19 protein-coding genes and 1 tRNA gene are annotated in these 21,151 nt (G+C 69.4%); 17 read left to right on the top strand and 3 right to left on the bottom strand.

Annotation, left to right across the window (positions count from 1 at the left end):
* Nucleotides 1–62: 62 nt before the first annotated feature.
* The 7 genes from ABD481_RS45380 to ABD481_RS45350 all read left to right on the top strand — a co-directional run bounded on the left by ABD481_RS45380 (nt 63) and on the right by ABD481_RS45350 (nt 9,787).
* A complete protein-coding gene (locus tag ABD481_RS45380; RefSeq protein WP_344672153.1) occupies nt 63–1,154 on the top strand; it encodes a DUF2079 domain-containing protein in 1,092 nt (363 codons plus the stop codon).
* A 511-nt stretch (nt 1,155–1,665) separates the two neighbouring features.
* Nucleotides 1,666–1,905, top strand: a complete 240-nt coding sequence (locus ABD481_RS45375) for a hypothetical protein (protein ID WP_344672152.1) — start codon at nt 1,666–1,668, stop codon at nt 1,903–1,905.
* A 9-nt stretch (nt 1,906–1,914) separates the two neighbouring features.
* Nucleotides 1,915–2,718, top strand: a complete 804-nt coding sequence (locus ABD481_RS45370; protein ID WP_344672151.1) for an SDR family NAD(P)-dependent oxidoreductase — start codon at nt 1,915–1,917, stop codon at nt 2,716–2,718.
* A gap of 114 nt (nt 2,719–2,832) precedes the next feature.
* Nucleotides 2,833–5,151: a cell wall-binding repeat-containing protein gene (locus tag ABD481_RS45365; RefSeq protein ID WP_344672150.1), complete on the top strand. Its 2,319-nt coding sequence runs from the start codon at nt 2,833–2,835 to the stop codon at nt 5,149–5,151.
* A gap of 88 nt (nt 5,152–5,239) precedes the next feature.
* Nucleotides 5,240–6,832: an acyl-CoA carboxylase subunit beta gene (locus ABD481_RS45360; protein ID WP_344672149.1), complete on the top strand. Its 1,593-nt coding sequence runs from the start codon at nt 5,240–5,242 to the stop codon at nt 6,830–6,832.
* Nucleotides 6,833–6,899: 67 nt separating this feature from the next.
* Nucleotides 6,900–8,948 (top strand): ATP-binding protein, encoded by a 2,049-nt coding sequence (locus tag ABD481_RS45355; RefSeq protein WP_344672148.1) that lies wholly within the window; start codon nt 6,900–6,902, stop codon nt 8,946–8,948.
* A gap of 77 nt (nt 8,949–9,025) precedes the next feature.
* Nucleotides 9,026–9,787 carry an AMP-binding protein gene (locus ABD481_RS45350; protein ID WP_344672147.1) on the top strand — a complete coding sequence of 254 codons (762 nt, stop codon included), beginning with the start codon at nt 9,026–9,028 and terminating at the stop codon, nt 9,785–9,787.
* Nucleotides 9,788–9,900: 113 nt separating this feature from the next.
* On the opposite strand, the gene ABD481_RS45345 is transcribed toward ABD481_RS45350, so the two are convergent.
* Entirely contained in the window at nt 9,901–10,581 is a 681-nt protein-coding gene (locus ABD481_RS45345; RefSeq protein WP_344672154.1) for a TetR family transcriptional regulator, read from the bottom strand.
* 110 nt (nt 10,582–10,691) lie between these two features.
* Nucleotides 10,692–11,648 carry an acyl-CoA desaturase gene (locus tag ABD481_RS45340; protein ID WP_344672146.1) on the bottom strand — a complete coding sequence of 319 codons (957 nt, stop codon included), beginning with the start codon at nt 11,646–11,648 and terminating at the stop codon, nt 10,692–10,694.
* 194 nt (nt 11,649–11,842) lie between these two features.
* On the opposite strand from ABD481_RS45340, the gene ABD481_RS45335 reads away from it, so the two are divergent.
* From ABD481_RS45335 to ABD481_RS45295, 9 genes are all read left to right on the top strand, one after another.
* Nucleotides 11,843–11,914, top strand: a tRNA-Gln gene (locus ABD481_RS45335).
* 194 nt (nt 11,915–12,108) lie between these two features.
* Nucleotides 12,109–13,662, top strand: coding sequence for a bifunctional UDP-N-acetylglucosamine diphosphorylase/glucosamine-1-phosphate N-acetyltransferase GlmU (gene glmU, locus ABD481_RS45330; RefSeq protein ID WP_344672145.1), 1,554 nt, complete (start codon nt 12,109–12,111; stop codon nt 13,660–13,662).
* Between the two features lie 63 nt (nt 13,663–13,725).
* Nucleotides 13,726–14,706 (top strand): ribose-phosphate diphosphokinase, encoded by a 981-nt coding sequence (locus tag ABD481_RS45325; RefSeq protein WP_344672144.1) that lies wholly within the window; start codon nt 13,726–13,728, stop codon nt 14,704–14,706.
* Between the two features lie 181 nt (nt 14,707–14,887).
* A complete protein-coding gene (locus ABD481_RS45320) occupies nt 14,888–15,520 on the top strand; it encodes a 50S ribosomal protein L25/general stress protein Ctc (protein WP_344672143.1) in 633 nt (210 codons plus the stop codon).
* Between the two features lie 29 nt (nt 15,521–15,549).
* The gene (pth, locus tag ABD481_RS45315; protein WP_344672142.1) at nt 15,550–16,146 is read left to right on the top strand and encodes an aminoacyl-tRNA hydrolase; all 597 of its coding nucleotides are present in this window, start codon (nt 15,550–15,552) and stop codon (nt 16,144–16,146) included.
* Between the two features lie 161 nt (nt 16,147–16,307).
* On the top strand, nt 16,308–17,240 hold the full coding sequence (locus tag ABD481_RS45310; protein ID WP_344672141.1) for an ABC transporter ATP-binding protein: 933 nt from the start codon (nt 16,308–16,310) through the stop codon (nt 17,238–17,240).
* Between the two features lie 2 nt (nt 17,241–17,242).
* Nucleotides 17,243–18,364, top strand: a complete 1,122-nt coding sequence (locus tag ABD481_RS45305) for an ABC transporter permease (RefSeq protein ID WP_344672140.1) — start codon at nt 17,243–17,245, stop codon at nt 18,362–18,364.
* Nucleotides 18,364–19,629, top strand: a complete 1,266-nt coding sequence (locus ABD481_RS45300; protein ID WP_344672139.1) for a sensor histidine kinase — start codon at nt 18,364–18,366, stop codon at nt 19,627–19,629. Before ABD481_RS45305 ends, ABD481_RS45300 begins: the two co-directional genes overlap by 1 nt.
* Nucleotides 19,630–19,636: 7 nt before the next feature.
* Entirely contained in the window at nt 19,637–20,275 is a 639-nt protein-coding gene (locus ABD481_RS45295; RefSeq protein WP_344672138.1) for a response regulator, read from the top strand.
* Here ABD481_RS45295 and ABD481_RS45290 read toward each other — a convergent pair.
* Complete coding sequence (locus tag ABD481_RS45290; protein ID WP_344672137.1) at nt 20,268–20,603, bottom strand: DUF1330 domain-containing protein; 336 nt, start codon at nt 20,601–20,603, stop codon at nt 20,268–20,270. The two genes, ABD481_RS45295 and ABD481_RS45290, sit on opposite strands and share 8 nt — an antisense overlap.
* Nucleotides 20,604–20,742: 139 nt before the next feature.
* Between ABD481_RS45290 and ABD481_RS45285 the strand changes: the two genes are divergently transcribed.
* The gene (locus tag ABD481_RS45285) at nt 20,743–20,868 is read left to right on the top strand and encodes a hypothetical protein (RefSeq protein ID WP_344672136.1); all 126 of its coding nucleotides are present in this window, start codon (nt 20,743–20,745) and stop codon (nt 20,866–20,868) included.
* The last annotated feature ends 283 nt before the right edge of the window (nt 20,869–21,151 follow it).

Here is a 21,151-nt window from a genome sequence, read left to right as displayed (position 1 = left end):
GGGGTGGGGGTGGGGGTTTGGGGGGCGTGGGGAGTGGCGGGGGTGTTGGGGGTTTGGGGGGCGTGCTGTACAAAGGCACGATCGGTTTGATCACGCCGGAGGTGAAGGCTACGACGCTGGTGATGGTGTTGGCGCCGACTGCGTTTCTTGCGTTGCGGTCATCGCTGGTTTGGGTGGCGCTGCCGACGTTGGTGTGGCGGTTTGCTGCGGCGAGGCAGGTTCTTTGGGGCACTGGTTATCATTATTCGTTGGTGCTTATGCCCGTTGTTTTTGCTGCGTTTATCGAGGCTCTTGCGGCGCGGCGTGATCAGGCGGGTAGCGTGCGCGGGTACGTTGCCAGTGCTGCTGGGGTTTGTGCGTTGATGGTGCCGCAGTTTCCGTTCTGGCAGTTGGTGCAGTCGGGGACGTGGCACGATGAGCCGAGGCTTGCTGTTGCTCGTCGGCTGATGAATCTCATTCCTGATGGTGCGACGGTGCAGGCTTCGTCTCATTTGGCGCCTCAGCTTACTAATCGTGCGACGGTTGGGTTGTTTGGTTGGGAGCCTGGTCGGCGGTTTCCGCAGTGGATTGTTGTTGATGCGTGGACGCCGCCTGCTGTTCGGTGGCCGTTGTCGTTTGAGGTTGAGAGGAATAGGTTGAACTGGTATCGGGTGCGTGGGTATCGGGATGTTGCTGATCAGGATGGGTATGTTTTGCTGGCTCGGGGTGATGGTGGGTTGGTGTTGAGTGGGAGTCATGTTATTGGTTTTCAGGGGCGGGTTCTTGCGCCTTTTGGGGGGTCTGGTGTTGATGGTGCTGCGCTTGTGCTTACGGCGGTGACGGGGGGTGTGGGGGGTGGGCAGGAGTGGGGTTTTGTGCGGCAGGATGATGGCTCTTATGCACTTGTCAATGGGGTGTCGGGGCTTTGTGTGGATGTGGGTGTGGATGTGGATGGAGCGTCGAGCGGTCCAGGTGCTGGGGCCAGGGTCATTCAGCGGGATTGCTCGGGGAGGGATAGTCAGCACTGGTATGTGACGCCGCAGAGTGGTGGTGGGTATCTGTTCACGTCGGTGTCCAGTGGGTTGCAGCTCACTGGGTCTTTGGGGGGTGATGGGGATGTGGGGATTCAGGATGCTGTTGGGGGATTTTTTGGGCAGGAGTGGAGTATTGGGTGAAAGTCAAAAGCTGAAAGTCAAAAGCTGGGTAAAGCAGGCGCTTCCAGCGGGGGCCTCGGATCCCTCGGGGAACTGGCGCCGGCTCCATAGGGGGGTCTGGTCAGTCCCTGCGCTGGCGGTTTGTGAGGTGGGGGTTCGTTCCCCTCGGTCCCGTCGGCAGCCCTACGGGTACAGCGCCGCCGCCCGGATGTCAAGTCCATGCCGTTGCGTTTGAGGTCTTGCCTTGCTGTTGTCGATGCATGGACTGGACACCCGGTCGGCGGCACTGTAGGCAAAGCCCTGCCGACGTGACCGAGGGGAACGAACCGAAAACCCAGGCAGGGGTCTGAAGGACTCGGGGGCGGTGGGTGATGGGGTGGGGGTGTGGCTGCCGGTTCGGGTCCGAGATGGTTGCCGGTATGGGTTCCGAGGTGGCTGCCGCTTTGGGCCCGGTGTGGCTGCCGCTTTGGGGCTGGGGCGGTTGATGGTTGAGGTCCGGGGCGGTCCGGGGCTTGGGGCTGCCCTGGCTGCCGTGGTCGTCATGGCGGTCATGGTTGCCGTGGCCGTCATGGTGGCCGTGGGCGGTGTGGATGCTGTGGTCGTCATGGTTGCCGTGGACAGCGTCGCTGCCGTGGCCGCCGTGGTCGTGGGCGGCGTGGGGTGTAACGGGTCTGGCGTGGGTGGGATGCGTGGTCCGATTGTCGCCAGCGTGGGGGTGGGGGAGGGCGCAGGATCGTGGTGGTTGATCTTTCAATCATTCGGGTCGGCGTGAGGAGTTCTCGTGGATTTGCAGTTGAAGGGCCGTGTTGCGGTTGTCACCGGGGGTTCGAAGGGCATCGGGTTGGCGGTTGTCAGGACGCTTGTTGAGGAGGGTGCTTTTGTGGTTGCGGTGTCGCGGGGTGGGTCGGAGGGGTTGGGGGCGTTGGAGGGGCCGAATTTGGTGCATGTTGCTGGGGATTTGATGGAGGAGGGGTTTGCGGAGGAGGTGGTGGCGCGGGCTGTTGGGGCGTTTGGGGGGTTGGATGTGCTGGTGAACAATGCCGGGGGGCCGGCGGGTGGGGTGGTGTTGCCGAGGGGGGCGTTCCTGGATGGTGGGGATCGGGAGTGGCGGACGATTTTTGAGTTCAATCTGTTCGCGGTGCTTCGGTTGACTCGGGTGGCGCTGCCTTACCTGATGGAGCGGGGTGGGTCGGTCGTCAATGTCTCGTCGGCGTTGGCTCGGCAGCCTGCTACCAACAACTATGAGTACGCCGCTGCCAAGGCTGCTCTGAGCCATGTGGCCAAGGGGCTGGCTGAGGAGTTCGGGCCGCGGGGGGTGCGGGTCAACACCGTGTCGCCGGGGGTGGTGCGTACTAACTGGTGGACGGATGAGGGTGGTGTCGCGGATATGTTCGCGGGGGCTATGGGGGTGGATCGGGACACGTTGCTCGATGAGACGTTGCCGGGGATGCTGCGGCTGAGCACCGGGCGGTTTGTGGAGCCGCAGGAGATTGCGGATGCCGTGGTGCTGCTGGCTTCGCCGCGTTCGGGGAGTACCAACGGGTCCGATTTCGTGGTGGATGGGGGCTTGCTGAAGGAGATGTAGTCAAGAGTTCAGCTATACGCGTGTGTGGACGAGGGAGTGCCTCAGTAGCCTGAGCGCTTCCTCGTCCTTAACGTTTACCGTGGGAGGCCTGCCGTGCCCAGGTTTCGGCTTGCGTTGGCTGCGATCGCCGCGTCCGCTATCACCGCTGTGGCTTCGCCGGCGGTTGCCGGGGTTGGTCCGGTAAGGGTGTCGGTGCAGGTGGCTGATGCCGCGGTGCTGTCTTTCACGCCGGATGTTGTGAAGGTTGCTGGTGGGTACTCGGTCGGGTACTCGGGTCCGGGGTGTGCGGTTGCTTGTGTTGATCCGAGTGTTCCGGGGACCGCCAGTTGGTCGCTGGATGTGCAGGATCTGACGGCGGGGACGCCGAGCGTGAATCTGAAGCAGGGGTCTGGCAACAGTGTTCAGGCGGGTGATCCGCTGGTGTTTCCGACTCCGGGTGGGGCGGATGGTACGTGGAGGGTGACGCTTACTTTTACTGACGGCGCCAACAGTTGGGCCAGTTCGACGCTGGTCGACTACGGTGCGGGTGCGGCGGCGCCGGGTGGGTCGACGGTGTCGGTGGACCGGAGTCCGGTGCCGGTGGGTGAGCAGGTCACTTTTACGGCCAGTGGGTCTCATGTCGCGGCGGGCAGTTCGAAGTGGCAGCTGCTGGTGGACTATGGCGACGGTAATAAGGCCACCATCGATGTCTCGGGTAGTGCTGGTGCCGCCACGTTCCAGCATGCTTTTGCGGCTGTGCCGGGTGGGGTGTGGATCGCGACGTCCGATGGTGTGAATCAGAGTCCTTGGGTGGCGGTTCCGGTTTCGGTCACGACTGTGGATCCGAAGCTCAGCGTTGCGCCCCTGTCTGGTTCGGCTTCGCCGTTGTCGCCGTTGACGGTCACGTTGGATGCGTCGGCGTCCACTACTGCGGCTGTTGGTGGATCGATCACCAAGTACGAGTTCAACTGTGGTGGCGTCACTCCGCTGGTGGTTGCGCCTGCCAAGGCCACGTGTACGTATACCGCTGCTGGTGCGTATCCGGTGTCGGTCACTGTGACCGATAGTGCTGGTGCGGTGCTGGCGACGGCGCCGCAGGTTGTGAACGTCGGCGCGGGTGCTCCTTACCTGCCGCCGAATCTGCTGCAGTTCACTGTCGCGCCGGATGTGAAGCCGCTGAGTGTGGTGGCGGATCTGTCGCACGTTGTGCTGGACCCGCATGCTGATCCGGCGAAGGCGCAGTACACGGTCGATTGGGGCGATGGGCATTCGCAGACGTTCACGAAGGCGACGTTGCCTGCGGATGGCCGGGTCTCGTACACGTACGCCAGCGCGGACACCTACAACGTTCAGCTGACCGTGGACGACAAGCTCGGTCAGGGTGATCCCAAGAGCGCGACGGTTCGGGTCACGGTGGCTGCGCCGCCGAAGGGGCCCACGGTGGTGGCCCGGGTGTCCGGCAGCGATCGGTATGACACCGGGGTGCATGTCTCGCGGCAGCGGTGGGCGGATGTGGCCGACACGACCGTGCCGGCGCAGTTGCATCCGGACAGCGTGGTGCTGGCTACCGGGGGAGGCTTTGCTGACGCGTTGGCCGGGGTGCCGTTCTCGGTCTACAAGAACGGCGCGATGCTTCTTACCGAGCCCAACCAGTTGACCGGTGAGGTGCGGGACGAGATCAAGCGGATCCTGCCGGCGGATGGCAAGCACACCGTGTATGTGCTCGGCGGTACTGCGGCTCTGAGCCCGGCCGTGGCCAACGCGCTGACCGGGTTGGGCTATCACGTGCAGCGCATCTTCGGTGCCGATCGCTACGGCACCGCGTTGGCGATCGCGCATGCGATGGGCGACCCGGCGGATACCGTGGTGGCGCGGGGTGATGACTTCGCGGACGCGTTGACCGCTGGTCCGCTGGCTGCTGATGTGTTCGGTACAGGTGCCGGGGCTAACTATGTTCCGGCCGCCATTCTGCTGACTGATGGCAAAGTTGTTGATGCCAACACCAAGGACTATCTGCACAAGCGTTTCGTGGCCGCGCATGGGTTGTCCGTTATCGCGGTCGGCGGTGGTGCGGCGCAGGCGTTGACCACGGTGCCCGGGTTCGATGGCACCTCTGCCAACCGCAACAGCGGTCAGCTGTCTGGGAACGACCGCTTCGCGACCGCGCGCAAGGTCGCGGACGTCTTCAAGATCGCGGACGACAAGGCGCCGGTCGGCGTCGCCACCGGCATGGCCTTCCCCGACGCGCTGACCGGTGGCGCGTTCATGGCTTCGATCGGGGGGCCGCTGCTGCTCACGGATCCGCAGGAGGCGTCGTCCCCGATGATCGGGGCGTTGGCGGAGCGGACCGGGATCATCGACGACGTGTTCGTGTTCGGCGGCCCGAACGCTGTCGCGCCGGGTGTGTTCAACAGCGTCGTGGCGACTGTGAGGGGCGTCGCGAAGCAGTACTGAGCGGGTGCGCGCGGCACCGTGATCGATTGCGGTGCCGCGCGCGGCGGTTTACGTTACCGGGCAGTAGTACCGACTCCCGGAGGCCGTCATGCCCGTGCTCCGCTCCCAGCTCGACACCGCCTCCGACGCGGCTCGTGCCGACCGCGAGGCGGTGCTGGCCGCCCTGGAGCGGATCACCGAGCTCCAGCGCAAGGTGCTGGCCGGCGGGGGTGAGAAGTACGCCGAACGGCACCGTGCCCGCGGCAAGCTACTGGCCCGGGAGCGCCTCGACCTGCTCCTCGACGAGGACTCGCCGTTCCTGGAGCTGGCGCCGCTGGCCGGGGCCCATGATCCGGCGGAGCACGTCGGGGGTGTTTCGGGCATCGGCACCGTTTCGGGTGTCGAGTGCATGATCGGCGCCAACGATCCGACGGTGAAGGGCGGCGCTGTCGGGCCCTCCGGGGTGGCGAAGCAGCTGCGGATGCTGGAGATCGCCGAGCGGAACCGGCTGCCGCTGATCTCGCTCACCGAGTCGGCCGGTGCGGACCTGCCGAGGCAGGCGGACATCTTCGTGCCCGGAGGCGCCTCGTTCAAGGGCATCTCGCGGTTGTCGGCTGCCGGGATCCCGACCTTGTCCATCGTGTTCGGCTCCTCGACGGCCGGCGGGGCGTATGTGCCGGGGATGAGCGAGTACACGGTGATGGTGAAGAACCAGGCTGCCGTCTACCTCGGTGGCCCGCCGCTGGTGAAGATGGCGATCAACGAGGACACCGACGACGAGAGCCTCGGCGGGGCCGACATGCATGCGCGGGTCTCGGGCCTGGCCGACTATTTGGCGCGGGACGAGCGGGACGCGATCCGGATCGGGCGGCAGATCGTGGCCGACCTGCACTGGCGCAAGGCCGGTCCCGGGCCGACGCTGAGCCCCGACGCGCCGCTGTACGACGCCGAGGACCTGCTGGCGCTGGCGCCGATGGACCTGCGCCGGCCGGTGGAGGTGCGGGAGATCCTGGCCCGGGTGCTGGACGGCTCGCGGCTGTCGGAGTTCAAGCCGCTGTACGGCTCCACGCTGGTCTGCGGCTGGGCGTCGATCCACGGCTACCCGGTCGGGGTGCTGGCCAACAACGGCATCCTGTTCTCCGAGGAGGCCAACAAGGGCGCGCACTTCATCCAGCTGGCCAACGCGCGGGACGTGCCGCTGCTGTTCGTGCAGAACATCACCGGGTTCATGGTCGGCTCGCGGTACGAGCGCGGCGGCATCATCAAGGACGGCAGCAAGCTGATCAACGCGGTGTCCAACTCGACGGTGCCGCACGTGACGCTGATGGTCGGGGCCTCCTACGGCGCCGGGAACTACGGGATGTCGGGCCGGGCCTACGACCCGCGGTTCGTGTTCACCTGGCCGAACCACCGGATCGCGGTGATGGGCGGCCGGGAGCTGGCCGGGGTGATGTCGATCGTGCAGCGGCAGAAGGCGGAGAAGGCCGGGCAGCCGTTCGACGAGGCCGCCGACGCGCAGACCCGGGAGTTCGTCGAGGCGATGGTCGACGCGCAGTCCGACGCCGTCTACGCCAGCGGACGCCTGTGGGACGACGGCGTCATCGACCCGCGGCAGAGCCGGACGGTGCTGGGGCTCGCGCTGTCGGCGATCGACTCCGCGCCGGTCGGCGGGACGCGGGCGTTCGCTCCGTTCCGGATGTAGCCGCCCTGTGTCGTGACGACGGTCACAGCTCCACGACCGGGTGTCCGACCTGTGAGACAGTGACGCCATGCCGACGCTCCCCTCGCCCTCGTCGTCCGCCCCGTCCGCCCCGCTCACCACGGTGCTCGTGGCCAACCGGGGCGAGATCGCCCGCCGGGTGTTCCGGACCGCCAAGGCGATGGGGCTGCGCACCGTCGCCGTGTACTCCGAGCCGGACGCCGACGCGCCGCACGTGCACGAGGCCGACCTCGCGGTGGCGCTCGGCGGCAGCAGCAGCGCGGAGTCGTACCTGGACGTCGCCAAGATCCTGGACGCGGCCCGCCGGACCGGGGCCGACGCCATCCACCCCGGCTACGGGTTCCTGTCGGAGAACGCCGGGTTCGCCGAGGCCTGCGGGCAGGCCGGGATCACCTTCATCGGCCCCTCGCCGGACGCGATCCGGAAGATGGGGATCAAGCACGAGGCGAAGGCCATCGCCAAGGCCGCCGGGGTGCCGACGCTGCCGGACGCGCTGCTGACCGGCGACGACCCGCGGGAGTGGCGCGAGGCGGCCGCCAAGGTCGGATTCCCGTTGCTGGTCAAGGCCTCGGCCGGGGGCGGCGGCAAGGGCATGCGGCTGGTCGCGGCGGTCGAGGGGCTGGAGGACGCGGTCACCGGGGCCCGGCGCGAGGCGGCGGCGGCCTTCGGTGACGGGACCGTGTTCCTGGAGCGGTACCTGACCGAGTCGCGGCACGTCGAGATCCAGGTGTTCGGCGACACGCACGGCGACGCCGTGCACTTCGGCGAGCGCGAGTGCTCGGTGCAGCGCCGCCACCAGAAGGTGGTCGAGGAGGCGCCGTCGCCGGTGGTGACGCCGGAGACCCGGCAGCACATGGGCGAGGTGGCGTGCGCGCTGGTGCGCGAGCTCGGCTACGTCGGCGCCGGGACCGTGGAGTTCCTGTTCGACGACACCGACCAGTCCTTCTACTTCCTGGAGATGAACACCCGGCTCCAGGTCGAGCACCCGGTCACCGAGGAGATCACCGGCCGGGACCTGGTGCGGCTCCAGTTCGACGTGGCGATGGGGCGGCCGGTGACCGAGGAGCGGCGCGAAGCGGCGCTCGGCGAGGCCGTCTACGGCGGCTGGCGCCCGGCCCCGCACGCCATCGAGGTGCGGCTCTACGCCGAGGACCCGGCCCGCAAGTACATCCCCTCGCCGGGGACGCTGGCCTTGTACGAGCACGCCGACGTGCCTGGGATCCGCTACGAGGACGGCGTGCGCAGCGGCAGCGTCGTCTCCCACTACTACGACCCGATGCTGGCCAAGGTGATCGCCACCGGCGCCACCCGCGCCGAGGCCGCCGCGAAGCTGGCCGCCGCCCTGGACGGGATGCGGATCCAAGGGCTCAAGACCAACCGCGACCAGCTGGCCGCGATCCTGCGGGACCCGGACTTCCTGGCCGGCGCCACGCGGACCGACTTCCTGGACCTGCACCCGGACCTGGCCGCGCCGGCCGACCGGGCCGACGTCACCGCGCACCTGGCGGCCGCGATCGCGGTGTCGGTGCACCGGCGCCGCGCGGCCGGCGGGCCGACGGCGTTCGCGCCAGCCGGGTGGCGGCTGCTGCCGTACGACGGCGCGAACGCGGCGTGGACGCGGCAGGACGTGCGGCGGGCGCCGGAGACGCCGGTGACCTACCGGTTCGACGGCTCCACGCTGTACCTGATCCACGGCGGGGGCGAGTACGAGGTATCCCTTAGCGGCGTCGGACCGGAGGCGGCGCGCGTCACCGTGGACGGCGTCACGCTGCGCTGCCGGGTGCGGGTCGCCGACGACGGCGTGGTGTGGATCGACGACAGCGCCGGCGGGCACTCGGCGTGGAAGCCGACGCCCCGGTTCCCGGACGACGCCGACACCGCGACCGGCGGCGACGGGGCGGCTGAGGTGCCCGGGACGGTCGTGGCGATCGCCGTCGCCGCCGGGGACCGGGTCCGCACCGGGCAGGTGCTGCTCACCATGGAGGCCATGAAGATGGAGCATCAGGTGAAGGCCGGGCGCGACGCGGTGGTGGCATCAGTGGACTGCGCGGTGGGCCAGTTCGTCGACGCGCATCAGATTTTGGTGAGTTTGGCCTGATCGGAGCATGTTCGGCGGGTAAGCCGCGCGGGTTTTTAGCGCTGGCGCGCGCGGCTTGCGAGGAACAGAATCGGGGCATGCCTGCCACGCAGAGTCCTGAAACCCGAGATCCGGTGGAGTTCCACTGGCTCGGCGACATAGTCCGCGTGAACCTCGACGAGAACGCGCGCGGCACGGTCCTCGCCTACGGCGAGGAGGAGTGGAGCTGGACCGAGTTCGACTCGCGGATGCGCAAAGCGGTCACCGGCATCCGCAGCGACCGGCTCCAGCGCGGAGAGCGCGTCGCGGTCCTGGCCCACAACCACCCGGTCCACCTGGAGACCCTGTACGCGGCCTCCAACATGGGCCTGGTCTGCACCTGGATCGACTGGCGCCTGGACCGCGCCCACATCATCGGCGCCCTCAACGAGGCCGAGGCCCGCATCCTGTTCGTCGGCGAGGAGTTCGTCGAGCAGGTCGAGGACTACGGCCTGGAACTCAGGACGGTGATCAGCACCATCACCGTCGGCGGCCGCGAGGACGAGTACGACGAGTGGCTGGAGACCCACGAGACCCACGAATCCCTGATGCGCGCGGCCCGCGAGGTGGCCGCCAGCTCCAACCGCATGGACGTCCCGGTGCTGCGCCTGTACTCCTCGCTCAGCAAGAAGGGCCCCACCCGCGGCGAGTACACCCACCGCTCGCTGCTGGCCTCGGCGTCCGACACCCTGCGCCGCAAAGCCCTCGGCCGCGGCGACGTCGAGGCCGTCGACGGGCCGGTGACGCTGCACGACACCGCGGTGCGGGTGCTGGCGAACATGTCGGCGGGGGCGACGACAGTGCTGGTGAAAGAGGGGTAGGGAGACGGTCTGCGCGGCTGGGAGCCGAGTGCCGGGAGTCGAAAGCCGAGTGCCGGGAGCCGAAAGCCGAGTGCTGGGAGCCGAAAGTTGAGCGCCGAAAGCCGGGCCGGCTCCTACCGCTTCGCCGCCTCGGCCTTCTCGGCCTTCTCCGCCCGCTCGGCCTTCCGCCGCGCCGCCCGGGTCTCCTTGGCGTCGGCCAGTTCCTGCACTATCAGCCGCGGCTGGCCCTCCAGGTGGGACAGGCCGTTCCAGGCCAGGTTCACCAGGTGCGCGGCCACCTCCGCCTTCGGCGGCTTGCGGACGTCGAGCCACCACTGGCCGGTGAGGGCGACCATGCCGACCAGCATCTGGGCGTACATGGGGGCCAGCTTGGGGTCGTAGCCGCGGCGCTTGAAGTGCACCCCGAGCAGGTCCTCGACCTGGCTGGCGATGTCCGAGATCAGGGAGGCGAAGTTGCCGGTGGAGGTGGTCACCGGCGAGTCGCGGACCAGGATGCGGAACCCGTCGGTGCTGGACTCGATGTAGTCCAGCAGCGCGAAGGCCGCCTGCTCCAGCAGCTCGCGGGCGTGCTCGCCGGTCAGCCCGCTGGTCACCATCTGGAGCAGCTTGGCCATCTCGCGGTCGACCACGACCGCGTAGAGCCCTTCCTTGCCGCCGAAGTGCTCGTAGACGACCGGCTTGGAGACGCCCGCCTTGGTGGCGATCTCCTCCACCGAGGTGGCGTCGAAGCCGCGTTCGGCGAACAGGGTCCGGCCGATCTCGATCAGCTGCTCCCGTCGTTCCTTGCCGCTCATCCGGGTGCGGGACGCTGAGGACGGGCTACGGGAAGTCACCACGGCATTCTCTCAGGTTTCTCGCGACATGACGCGACTGGGGCGGGTGCGTCCCGCCCCGGCCGCGCCCCTTACGCCGACTTCATGGCCACCCGCTCCGGCGTGGGCCAGCGCACGTCGCGGACCCAGCCCAGCTTCTCGAACACCCAGATGATCCGCGCGGAGCTGTCGATCTGGCCGCGCAGCACGCCGTGCCGGGCCGCGGTCGGGTCGGAGTGGTGCAGGTTGTGCCAGGACTCGCCCATCGACAGCACGGCCAGCCACCAGACGTTGCCGGAGCGGTCGCGGGAGCGGAACGGCCGGGAGCCGACGGCGTGGCAGATGGAGTTGATCGACCAGGTGGTGTGGTGCAGCAGCGCCACCCGGACCAGGGAGCCCCAGAAGAACGCGGTCAGCACGCCCTGCCAGCTCCAGGTCACCAGGCCGCCGACGGCCGCCGGGACCAGCAGCGAGGCCAGCACCAGCCAGGGGAAGGCGCGCGAGACCCGGACGATCGCCCGGTCCTTGAGCAGGTCCGGCGCGTACTGCTGCTGGTTGGTCTGCTCGACGTTGAACAGCCAGCCGATGTGGGCGTGCCACATGCCCTTGACCAGCGCCGGGATCGTCTCGCCGTAGCGCCACGGGGAGTGCGGGTCGCCGTCGCGGTCGCTGTACCGGTGGTGCTTGCGGTGGTCGGCGACCCAGCGGATCACCGGGCCCTGGATCGCCAGCGAGCCGGCGATCGCCAGCCCGACCCGCAGGGCCTTCTTGGCCCGGAACGAGGAATGGGTGAACAGCCGGTGGAAGCCGACGGTGACGCCGTGGCCGCTGATCGCGTACATCACCACGGCGATGATCAGATCGGTCCAGGTCAGCCCCCAGCCCCAGAGCACGGGCACGGCCGCGACCAGGGCGACGAAGGGGACGCCGATGAAGAAGCTCAGCGCGACGCGTTCTTTGAGGGACTGCTTCTCGCCCCCGAGCGTGCCCCGGAGCGGGGCGGGTTCGACCGCGACGGTGGATTCCGGGGGAACGGACGTAGCTGTCATTGCGACCATGCCTTGCGGGGAAGCCCTGCTGCGGGCGGGGCGGACAGGTGGATCTGTCCGCAACTTACGCGGCCGTAGGTTGGGTGACAAGGACCGGCCGCTGCGCGCCGCCGGACATTCACCGCCAGGACGCCTGGCGACCGGGAAAGCCCGGAGCGCGCACCCCCTCGGATGTGGGAAACTGGCCTCGACGATCCGCCATGGGGTAATTGGCAGCCCGGCAGACTTTGGATCTGCTTGTCCAGGTTCGAGTCCTGGTGGCGGAGCAGCCGGCGGCGCGGACCGGGGATCCGCCGGGCCGCACGGGCCACGCAGGCCGCTCGGACCACGCAAGCCGCGCAGACCACGCAGGCCGCGCACCATCGGTGACGCGAGCCGCACACCCCGTCGCTCGCAACCCCCCACCCCGGTCGATACCCTCGCCAGGAGAGCCGATCACCACCGTCGAGGAGTCCTCCCCATGACCGAGCCGCTGGCTCCGACCGTCATCATCCTTGCCGCCGGCGAGGGCAAGCGGATGAAGTCCGCCGTCCCCAAGGTGCTGCACGAGCTGTGCGGGCGCACCATGCTCGGGCACGTCGTCGCCGCCGCCCGGGAGCTGGCGCCGCAGCGGCTGGCCGTGGTGGTGGGCAAGGGCCGCGACCTGGTGGCCCCGCACGTCCAGGCGATCGCCCCGGAGGCCCTGCTGGCCGTCCAGGACCCGCAGCACGGCACCGGCCAGGCCACCCGGCTGGCGCTGGAGGCGCTGGCCGCGGCCGGCGCCGAGCCGCACGGCACCGTGCTGGTGCTGCTCGGCGACGGCGCCATGGTCACCGCCGGCACCCTGCGGCACCTGATCGCCGAGCACGAACAGGCCGGCAACGCGGTCACCGACCTGACCGCCGTGGTGCCGGACCCCACGGGCCTGGGCCGGATCCTGCGCGAGCCGGACGGCACCCCCGAGGGCCGGGTGATCGGCATCGTGGAGGAGCGGGACTGCACCCCGGTGCAGGCCACCATCCACGAGGTCAACTCCGGCATCTTCGCCTTCGACGCCAAGCTGCTGCGCGACGCGCTGAGCCGGCTGACCACCGACAACGCCCAGGGCGAGGAGCTGCTCACCGACGTGATGGCGATCGCCGTCGGCGACGGCCTGCCGGTCGGCGCCGTGGTCGCCGCCGACCACCACGAGGTGCTGGCCGCCAACGACCGGGCCCAGCTGGCCGATCTGCGCCGGCTGATGAACCAGCGGATCACCCGGCACTGGATGGTCGAGGGCGTCACCATCGTGGACCCGGCCACCACCTGGATCGACGTGCACGTCACCCTGGAGCCGGACGCCACGGTGCGGCCCAACACCCAGCTGGAGGGCGCCACCCGGATCGGGGCCGGCGCCGACGTCGGCCCGAACTGCACGCTGAAGGACACCGTGGTCGGGGCCGGCGCCCGGGTCACCAACGCCACCACCGACGGCGCCGAGATCGGCCCGCAGGCCTCCGTCGGCCCGTACACCTACCTGCGCCCCGGCACCCGGCTGGGCCGCAAGGCCAAGGCCGGCGGCTTCGTGGAGATCAAGAAGTCCACGATCGGCGACGGCAGCAAGGTGCCGCATCTGGCCTACATCGGCGACGCCACCATCGGCGAGGGCACCAACATCGGCGCCGGGGTGATCACCGCCAACTACGACGGTTACAACAAGTTCCCGACGCACATCGGCGACCACGCCTTCGTCGGCACCAACACCACGCTGATCGCCCCGGCCGAGGTCGCCGACGGCGCCTACGTGGCGGCCGGCTCGGCGCTCACCCGTCCGGTCGGCCCCGGGGAGCTGGCCGTGGCCCGCGGTCAGCAGCGCAACATCGCCGGCTACGTGGCCCGCAAGCGGCCCGGCTCGCCGGCCGCGCTGGCCGCCGAGCGGGCCCGCGACCGGGCCGGGGAGGGCGCCGCGCCGGGGGCGCCGGAGGCCGTCGCGGATTCCGGTCATGAGACGAACGCCACAGGTAGCGAGTCTGGCGCGCCGGGGGACGCGGTCTGAACAGCCCGTTGCGTCTGAGAGTATGAGATTGCTACGGCCCCTCGTCTCCTAGGAGAACCCACCGTGACCGGCCTCAAGACCACCGGTGAGAAGAAGCTCATGCTTTTCACCGGCCGCGCCTACCCCGAGCTGGCCCAGGAAGTCGCCGACGAGCTGGGGGTCGAGATCGCTCCCACCAAGGCGCACGACTTCGCCAACGGCGAGATCTACACCCGGTTCGAAGAGTCGGTGCGCGGCAGCGACGCCTTCGTGATCCAGTCCCACTCCGCGCCGATCAACCACTCCATCATGGAGCAGCTGATCATGGTGGACGCGCTCAAGCGCGCCTCCGCCAAGCGGATCACCGTCATCACCCCGTTCTACGGCTATGCCCGACAGGACAAGAAGCACAAGGGCCGCGAGCCGATCTCGGCCCGGCTGATGGCGGACTTCTTCGCCACCGCCGGCACCGACCGGCTGATGGCGGTGGACCTGCACACCGACCAGATCCAGGGCTACTTCGACGGCCCGGTGGACCACCTGTTCGCGCTGCCGCTGCTGGTGGACTACATCCGGGGCAAGTACGACACCTCGAAGCTGACCGTGGTGTCCCCGGACGCCGGCCGGGTGCGCACCGCCGACCGCTGGACCGACCGCCTGGACACGCCGCTGGCGATCGTGCACAAGCGCCGGGACCCGAACATCCCGAACACCGTGTCGGTGCACGAGATCGTCGGCGAGGTGCGCGGCCGGACCTGTGTGCTGGTCGACGACATGGTCGACACCGCGGGCACCATCTGCGCGGCCGCCGAGGCGCTGTTCGAGAACGGCGCCGCCGAGGTGATCATCGCGGCCACCCACGCGGTGCTGTCCGACCCGGCCACCGACCGCCTGAAGAACTCCCGGATCAGCGAGGTGATCTTCACCAACACGCTGCCGATCCCGGACGAGAAGCGGTTCGACAAGATGACCGTGCTGTCGATCGCGCCGATGCTGGCGCGGGCGATCCGCGAGGTCTTCGAGGACGGCTCGGTCACGTCGATGTTCGACGACCACAAGCACTGAGCCGGCACAAACACTGAGCCGCCACAAGCGCTGAGCCGCGCAAGCCTTTCCCGGCGAGGCAGTACTCCGGACCGCCGTGGTCCGGAGCACTGTCTTGCGCGGGATAAGCTGGACCTTTGTCCGGCGAGGGTGTCGGGATGGTCGTCCCGGCGCCGTTATCGACGAAACAAGGAGAACGAACATGTCCGAGATCCGCATAAGCGCTGAAGTGCGCACCGAGTTCGGCAAGGGCTTCGCCCGCCGCGTCCGCGCCGCCGGCAAGGTCCCCGCGGTCGTCTACGGCCACGGCGAGTCCGTGCGCCACGTGACCCTGCCGGGCCACGACCTGATGATCGCGCTGCGGACCCCGAACGTCCTGCTGAACCTGGACTTCGGCGACGGCAAGACCCAGCTCACGCTGCCCAAGCAGGTCCAGAAGGACCCGGTGAAGCGCACCCTGGAGCACGTCGACCTGGTGCTGGTCCGCCGCGGCGAGAAGGTCACCGTGGACATCCCGATCACCGTGACCGGCGAGGTCGTCGGCGGCGCGGTCCTGGACCAGTCGCTGAACAACCTGTCGGTGACGGCCGAGGCCACCCACATCCCGACCGGCATCGAGGTCGACGTGGACCGCAAGGAAGAGGGCTTCCAGCTGTTCGTCCGCGACCTGGAGCTGCCGAAGGGCTCGGAGCTGGTGACCGACGCGGACCTGCTGGTCCTGCAGGTCGTCGTCACCCGCGCCGAGCTGGCCGAGGAGTCGGCCGAGGCGGCCGAGGGCGAGGAGCAGGCCGAGGGCGAGGGTGCCGACGAGGCGTCCGCGGAGTCGGCCGAGTAGCACCCGCCGCACCGGCTATCCTGGTCGGCATGACCACCCCCGAGGCCCGCGATCAGCTCTGGTTGATCGCGGGCCTCGGCAATCCCGGCCCCGGCTACGCCGGCAACCGGCACAACGCCGGCTTCATGGTCGTGGAGCTGCTGGCCTCCCGCCTCGGCGGGAAGTTCAAGACCCACAAGGCGCGCGCCGACGTCGTGGAGGGCCGCCTGGGCATCGGCGGCCCGCGCCTGGTGCTCGCCAAGCCGAAGACGTTCATGAACCTCTCCGGCGGCCCGGTGAAGGCGCTGCGCGACTTCTACAAGATCGAGCCGGCCCAGATCATCGCGGTGCACGACGAGCTCGACATCGACTACGGCGTGCTGCGGCTGAAGCTCGGCGGCGGCGACAACGGCCACAACGGCCTGCGGTCCATCACCTCCGCGCTGGGCACGAAGGACTACCACCGGGTGCGGTTCGGCGTGGGCCGACCGCCGGGCCGCCAGGACCCCGCCGACTTCGTCCTGAAGGACTTCTCCTCGGTGGAGAAGAAGGACCTGGACTATCACGTGGACCGGGCGGCTGACGCCGTCGAGGACCTGATCCGGCGCGGCCTGGTCGACGCGCAGAACCAGTACCACAGCCCCTGACGGCGCGCCGGGGCGGACCCGGCATCCACCGATCGGTGGATGCCCGCCCTCCACCGCATCGGCGCCGCGGACGAGCCCGCCGGTCGATCCGGCGGCCGGGCCCGCGGCGCGACTCTTGAGTGGCCGGCAGCGAGCCGGACGAAGCCACCGGGAGCCAGCCGATGCCAGCGATCGAGGTCGCCCACCTCCGCAAGACCTACGCCGGGACCACCGCCGTCGCCGACGTCTCCTTCGACGTCGCCGAGGGCGAGATCTTCGGGATCCTGGGCCCGAACGGGGCCGGGAAGACCACCACCGTGGAGTGTGTCAGCGGACTGCGGACGCCGGACGGCGGCCGGGTCCGGGTGCTGGGACTGGATCCGCGGCTGGACCGCGAGGACGTGCGCCAGCTGCTCGGGGTCCAGCTCCAGGAGAGCCGGCTGCCGGCCCGGATCCGGGTCCGGGAGGCGCTGGAGCTGTACGCGTCCTTCTACCGCGCGCCGGCCGACGTCGGCGAGCTGCTGGAGCTGTGGGGCCTGGCGGACAAGGCCGAGGCCCGCTTCGGCAAGCTGTCCGGCGGCCAGCGGCAGCGCCTGGCCGTCGCGCTGGCGATGGTCGGCAACCCGCGCGTGGTGGTCCTGGACGAGCTCACCACCGGCCTGGACCCGCAGGCCCGCCGCACGGCCTGGGACATGGTCCGCAAGGTCCGCGACGCCGGGGTGACGGTGCTGCTGGTCACCCACTTCATGGAGGAGGCCGAGCGCCTCTGCGACCGCCTCGCGGTCATCGACCGCGGCCGGGTCGCCGCCCTCGACACCCCGGCCGGCCTGACCGGACGCGGTCCGGCCGGCGCCCAGCGGATGCGGTTCCGCCTTTCACAGCCGATCGACGCGGCCGACTTGCTGGCGCTGCCCGAGGTCACGGCCGCGGAGCGGCGCGGGGACCACTGGGAGGTGACCGGCGACGCGGAGGTGATCGGCGCGGTCACCGCCCATCTGGCCCGCCGCCAGATCATCGCCGGCGAGCTGCGCGTCGCGCAGACCAGCCTCGACGACGCCTTCATCGCGCTCACCAGCCATGCCCGGGCCGGTGCCGACGGCAGGCAGGAGGCCTGATCATGGCTGCTCGGATTCTCGGCGCGCGGGCCGGCGGCTTCGGCAGCTTCGGTCGCACCAGCGGCTCCAGCAACTCCAGCGACACCAAAGGTTCCAGCGATTCCAGCGGCACCAAAGGTTCCAGCGATTCCGGCGGCACCAAGGGTTCCAGCGATTCCGGCGGCACTGCGGGCTTCGGCGGTTCCAACGACACCAAGGGTTCCAGCGACTCTAGCGGCACCGCGGACCTCGGCGGCTCCAGCGGCTCCAGCGATTCCGGCGGCACCGCGGACTTCGGCGGCTCCAGCGCTTCCAGCGGTTCTGGCGGCTCCAGCGATTCCGGCGGCTCTGGCGGTTCCAACGAAAGCCCGCGCCCGCGGTCCCGCCCGCGCCTGCTCCCCGAGTTCCGGATGACCGGCAACGGGTTCCGCACCCTGGTGCGTACTCAAGCCCGGCTGCTGCTGCGGGAGCCGGCTGTGGTGCTGTCCGGCGTTGTGCTGCCGGTGGCGCTGATCGTGGTGTTCGGCTGCATCCCGTCGTTCTCCAAGCCGGCCGCGAGCCTTGGTGGCCGGACGACGTTGGATGTCTACGTCCCCACCTTCGCGATGCTGTCGTCGGTCCTCACCGCGCTCACCGCGTTGCCGGTGTCGTTCGCGGATCTGCGGGAGCACGGGGTGCTGCGGCGGCTGGCGGTGTCGCCGGTCCCGGCCGCCGGGTTGCTCGCCGCCCAGGTCACGGTGATCACCGCGGCCGCTGCGGGCACCGCGTTGCTGGTCGTGCTCATCGGCACGGTCGGCTTCGGCGCGGTTTTGCCGATCGGCGTCGGGCTGATGCTCGCGTCGTATCTCCTCGGAACCACCGCGCTGATCTCGCTCGGCCTGCTGATCGCCGCCAAGGCGCCCTCGGCCGGGGTCGCCACCGGGTTCAGTGTTCCGACGATGATCCTCAACTTCTTCTTCGCCGGGGTCTACGTCCCGCTCCAGCAGCTGCCGCACCTGCTGCGCAGCGTCAGTGGCTTCGTCCCGTACGGTGCCATCGTGGACACCTGGTCCGGCAGCGGCGCCGCCTGGCAGCACCTGGCGGTCCTGGCCGGGTACACGGTCGTCGGCTCCCTGGTCGCGGCCCGATTCTTCAAGTGGGAGTAATGGACTCGGCGAGGATATATCGGGGGATCCCGTACGCGGGACTGGCGGTCTCCCTGACGCTGGCCCTGATCATCGGCCCCAGGACCGCGGCGTACTACGCCGTGGTTCTCGGGGGTTCGGCCGCGGCGGCGCTCTGGCTCGCCTGGGGTGCCCCGGCCCACGAGCAGTCTGTGTACTCCGTCCGCCGGGGCGTGCTTTACTACACGGTCCTCTGGGCCCTGATAGCGATCCTGATCGTCAAGAGCCCGCTCTTTGGCTTCTTCGGCTTCACCGGCTACCTGCACGCCGTGGTCCTGCCCGGCCGCACCAAGCTGATCGGCATCGCCGCCACCGCCGCCGTGATGGCCACAACGCAGATGGGCGGCATCCAGTCTATCCACGGCACGGGCGTCTACATCTACACCGGGCTGGTCGCGATCAACCTGCTGATCGCCGGGTCCATGACCCTGTCCGGTGTCGCAGAACTCGAACATCGCCGCCAGCTCGCCGACGCCAACGAGCGCTTGCGCGAGATGCTGGAGGAGAACGCCGGCCTGCACGCCCAGCTGGTCGCCCAGGCCCGCGAGGCCGGAATCCTGGACGAGCGCCAGCGCCTGGCGGGCGAGATCCACGACACCATCGCCCAGGGACTCACCGGCATCGTCCGCCACCTGGAGGTCGCCGAGCGCTTCGACGCCGATCCCGACAAGCGACAGCGCGCTGTCGCCGTGGCCCGCGATCTGGCGCGGGACTCGCTGGCCGAGGCCCGCCGCTCGGTGCAGGCGCTGCGTCCCGGGCCGCTGGTCGCGGCCCAGCTCCCGGAGGCGCTCGGCGAGCTGGCCGCCACCTGGTCGCGCACCTCGGGCATCGACGCCCGGGTCGAGATCAGCGGGGACGCCGTAGCGCTGCCGCCGGCGATCGAGGTCGTGCTGTTCCGCGCCGCGCAGGAGGCGCTCGCCAACGCCGGCAAGTACAGCGAGGCGGAGCGCGTCGGCGTCACGCTCTCCTACACCAGCGACGTCGTGGTGCTGGACATCGTCGACGACGGCAAGGGTTTCGACGCGGCCACCGTCTCCGTCGTCTCCGCCGCCACCGCCGCCCTCGGTACCGGCACCGGTACCGGCACCGGCACCGGCCCGGCCTCCGCCAACGGCACCGGATACGGCCTCGCGGCGATGCGGACCCGCCTCACCCAGATCGGCGGCACCCTCACCGTCGAGAGCGAACCCGGCGACGGCACCGCGATCAGCGCCGCGGTACCCCTGCCCACCCCGGCCGGAGGATGATGATCGGATGCAGCCACCCATCCGCCTCCTGATCGTGGACGACCATCCCATCGTCCGCGACGGCCTGCGCGGCGTCTTCGACGGCGAGTTCGGTTTCCAGGTCGTGGGCGAGGCATCCGACGGCCTGGAAGCGTTGCGGTGCGCGGCGGAACTCGTTCCGGACGTGGTCCTGATGGACCTGCGCATGCCCCGGCTCGGCGGGGTCGAGGCGATCAAACGGCTGCGGAGCGAGGTCCCCGCCGCCCGCGTCCTGGTCCTGACGACCTACGACACGGAGTCCGATGTCCTGCCCGCCATCGAGGCGGGCGCCACCGGCTATCTCTTGAAGGACGCTCCGCGCGACGAGCTCATCAGGGCGGTGTACGCGGCGAACGAGGGACAGGCGGTGCTCTCCCCCTCCGTGGCCCAGCGCCTGATGACCCGGCTCCAGGCTCCGGCTCCGGCGCCCGCCGAAGGGCTCACCGATCGCGAACTCGACGTCCTGAAGCTCATCGCGGCCGGCACCACCAACCGGGAGGCCGCCCGCGCACTCTTCATCAGCGAGGCCACGGTCAAGACCCACCTGCTGCACGTCTACGCCAAACTCGGCGTCCGGGACCGCGCGGCGGCCGTGGCCGAGGCCTACAAACGGGGACTGCTCAGCTAGCGGGCAGCTTCTCCAGGCTGTCCGTGGCCCGGTATCCCTCCGGCAGCCCCTCGAACAGGATGATGTCGGCCTCCATGTGGTCGGTGCGCAGGTGCTTGATGGCCTGGTACTCCGGCGACTCCCACCACGCCCGCACCGCGTCCGGGTCGGGGAACTCTATGAGGATGACGTCCCCGATCCACGCACCCTCGACGATGTCCTTCTTGCCCCCGTGGAAGAGAAACCGGCCCCCGAACGGATCCATCGTCGCGTCGATCTTCTCCAGGTACTCCACGATGTCCGCGCAGAATTCCACGGACCGCACGTGCGCCAGTGCGTAGGCGACCATCTCACCGACTCCTCAAGCTGTCGTATTCGCTGACGAGATCGATCATCGCAGTGCTGTGACATCTGGCGCGATGACCTCCGAGGTAATAGATTCCGTGATCACGGGGGGAAGCCGGTCGCGCTTTACCTGGGAGTCATGGATGACGTCACTCGGAACGGTCCTCAACGGATTCATCGCCGCCGCCGTCGGCGGCCTGTGTGTATCGGGGCTGTTCAAGCGGACCAGGGAGCGCCAAGCGGCGCGTTCGGAGGGCCAGACCCGCTAGCGGAACGAACCAGCGCGCCGATCGCGCCCCACCCGATCGCGCCCTCCCCTCACCCGGTACCTGATCTGAGTACCTGATCTGAAAAAGAACGAACCAGAACGAACCGCGGCCGCCGACCGATCCCGAAGGATCCGTCGGCGGCCGCGTTCTGTGTTCCTCAAAGACATCCCTGGAGTTAGGGGTGTCAAGTGGTGATGGGTTCGTGCTGGTTTGTCCAGGCGGTGGCTTCGTCGTAGAGGGTGCCGGTTTTCAGGCAGCCGTGCAGGATCCCGACGAGGCGGTT

Origin of the sequence: Catenulispora yoronensis, from assembly GCF_039531695.1 — a bacterium.
GTDB lineage: Bacteria > Actinomycetota > Actinomycetes > Streptomycetales > Catenulisporaceae > Catenulispora > Catenulispora yoronensis.
The sequence above is the reverse complement of the archived record's forward strand: the minus strand, read 5'-3'. Positions and strand labels throughout refer to the sequence as shown.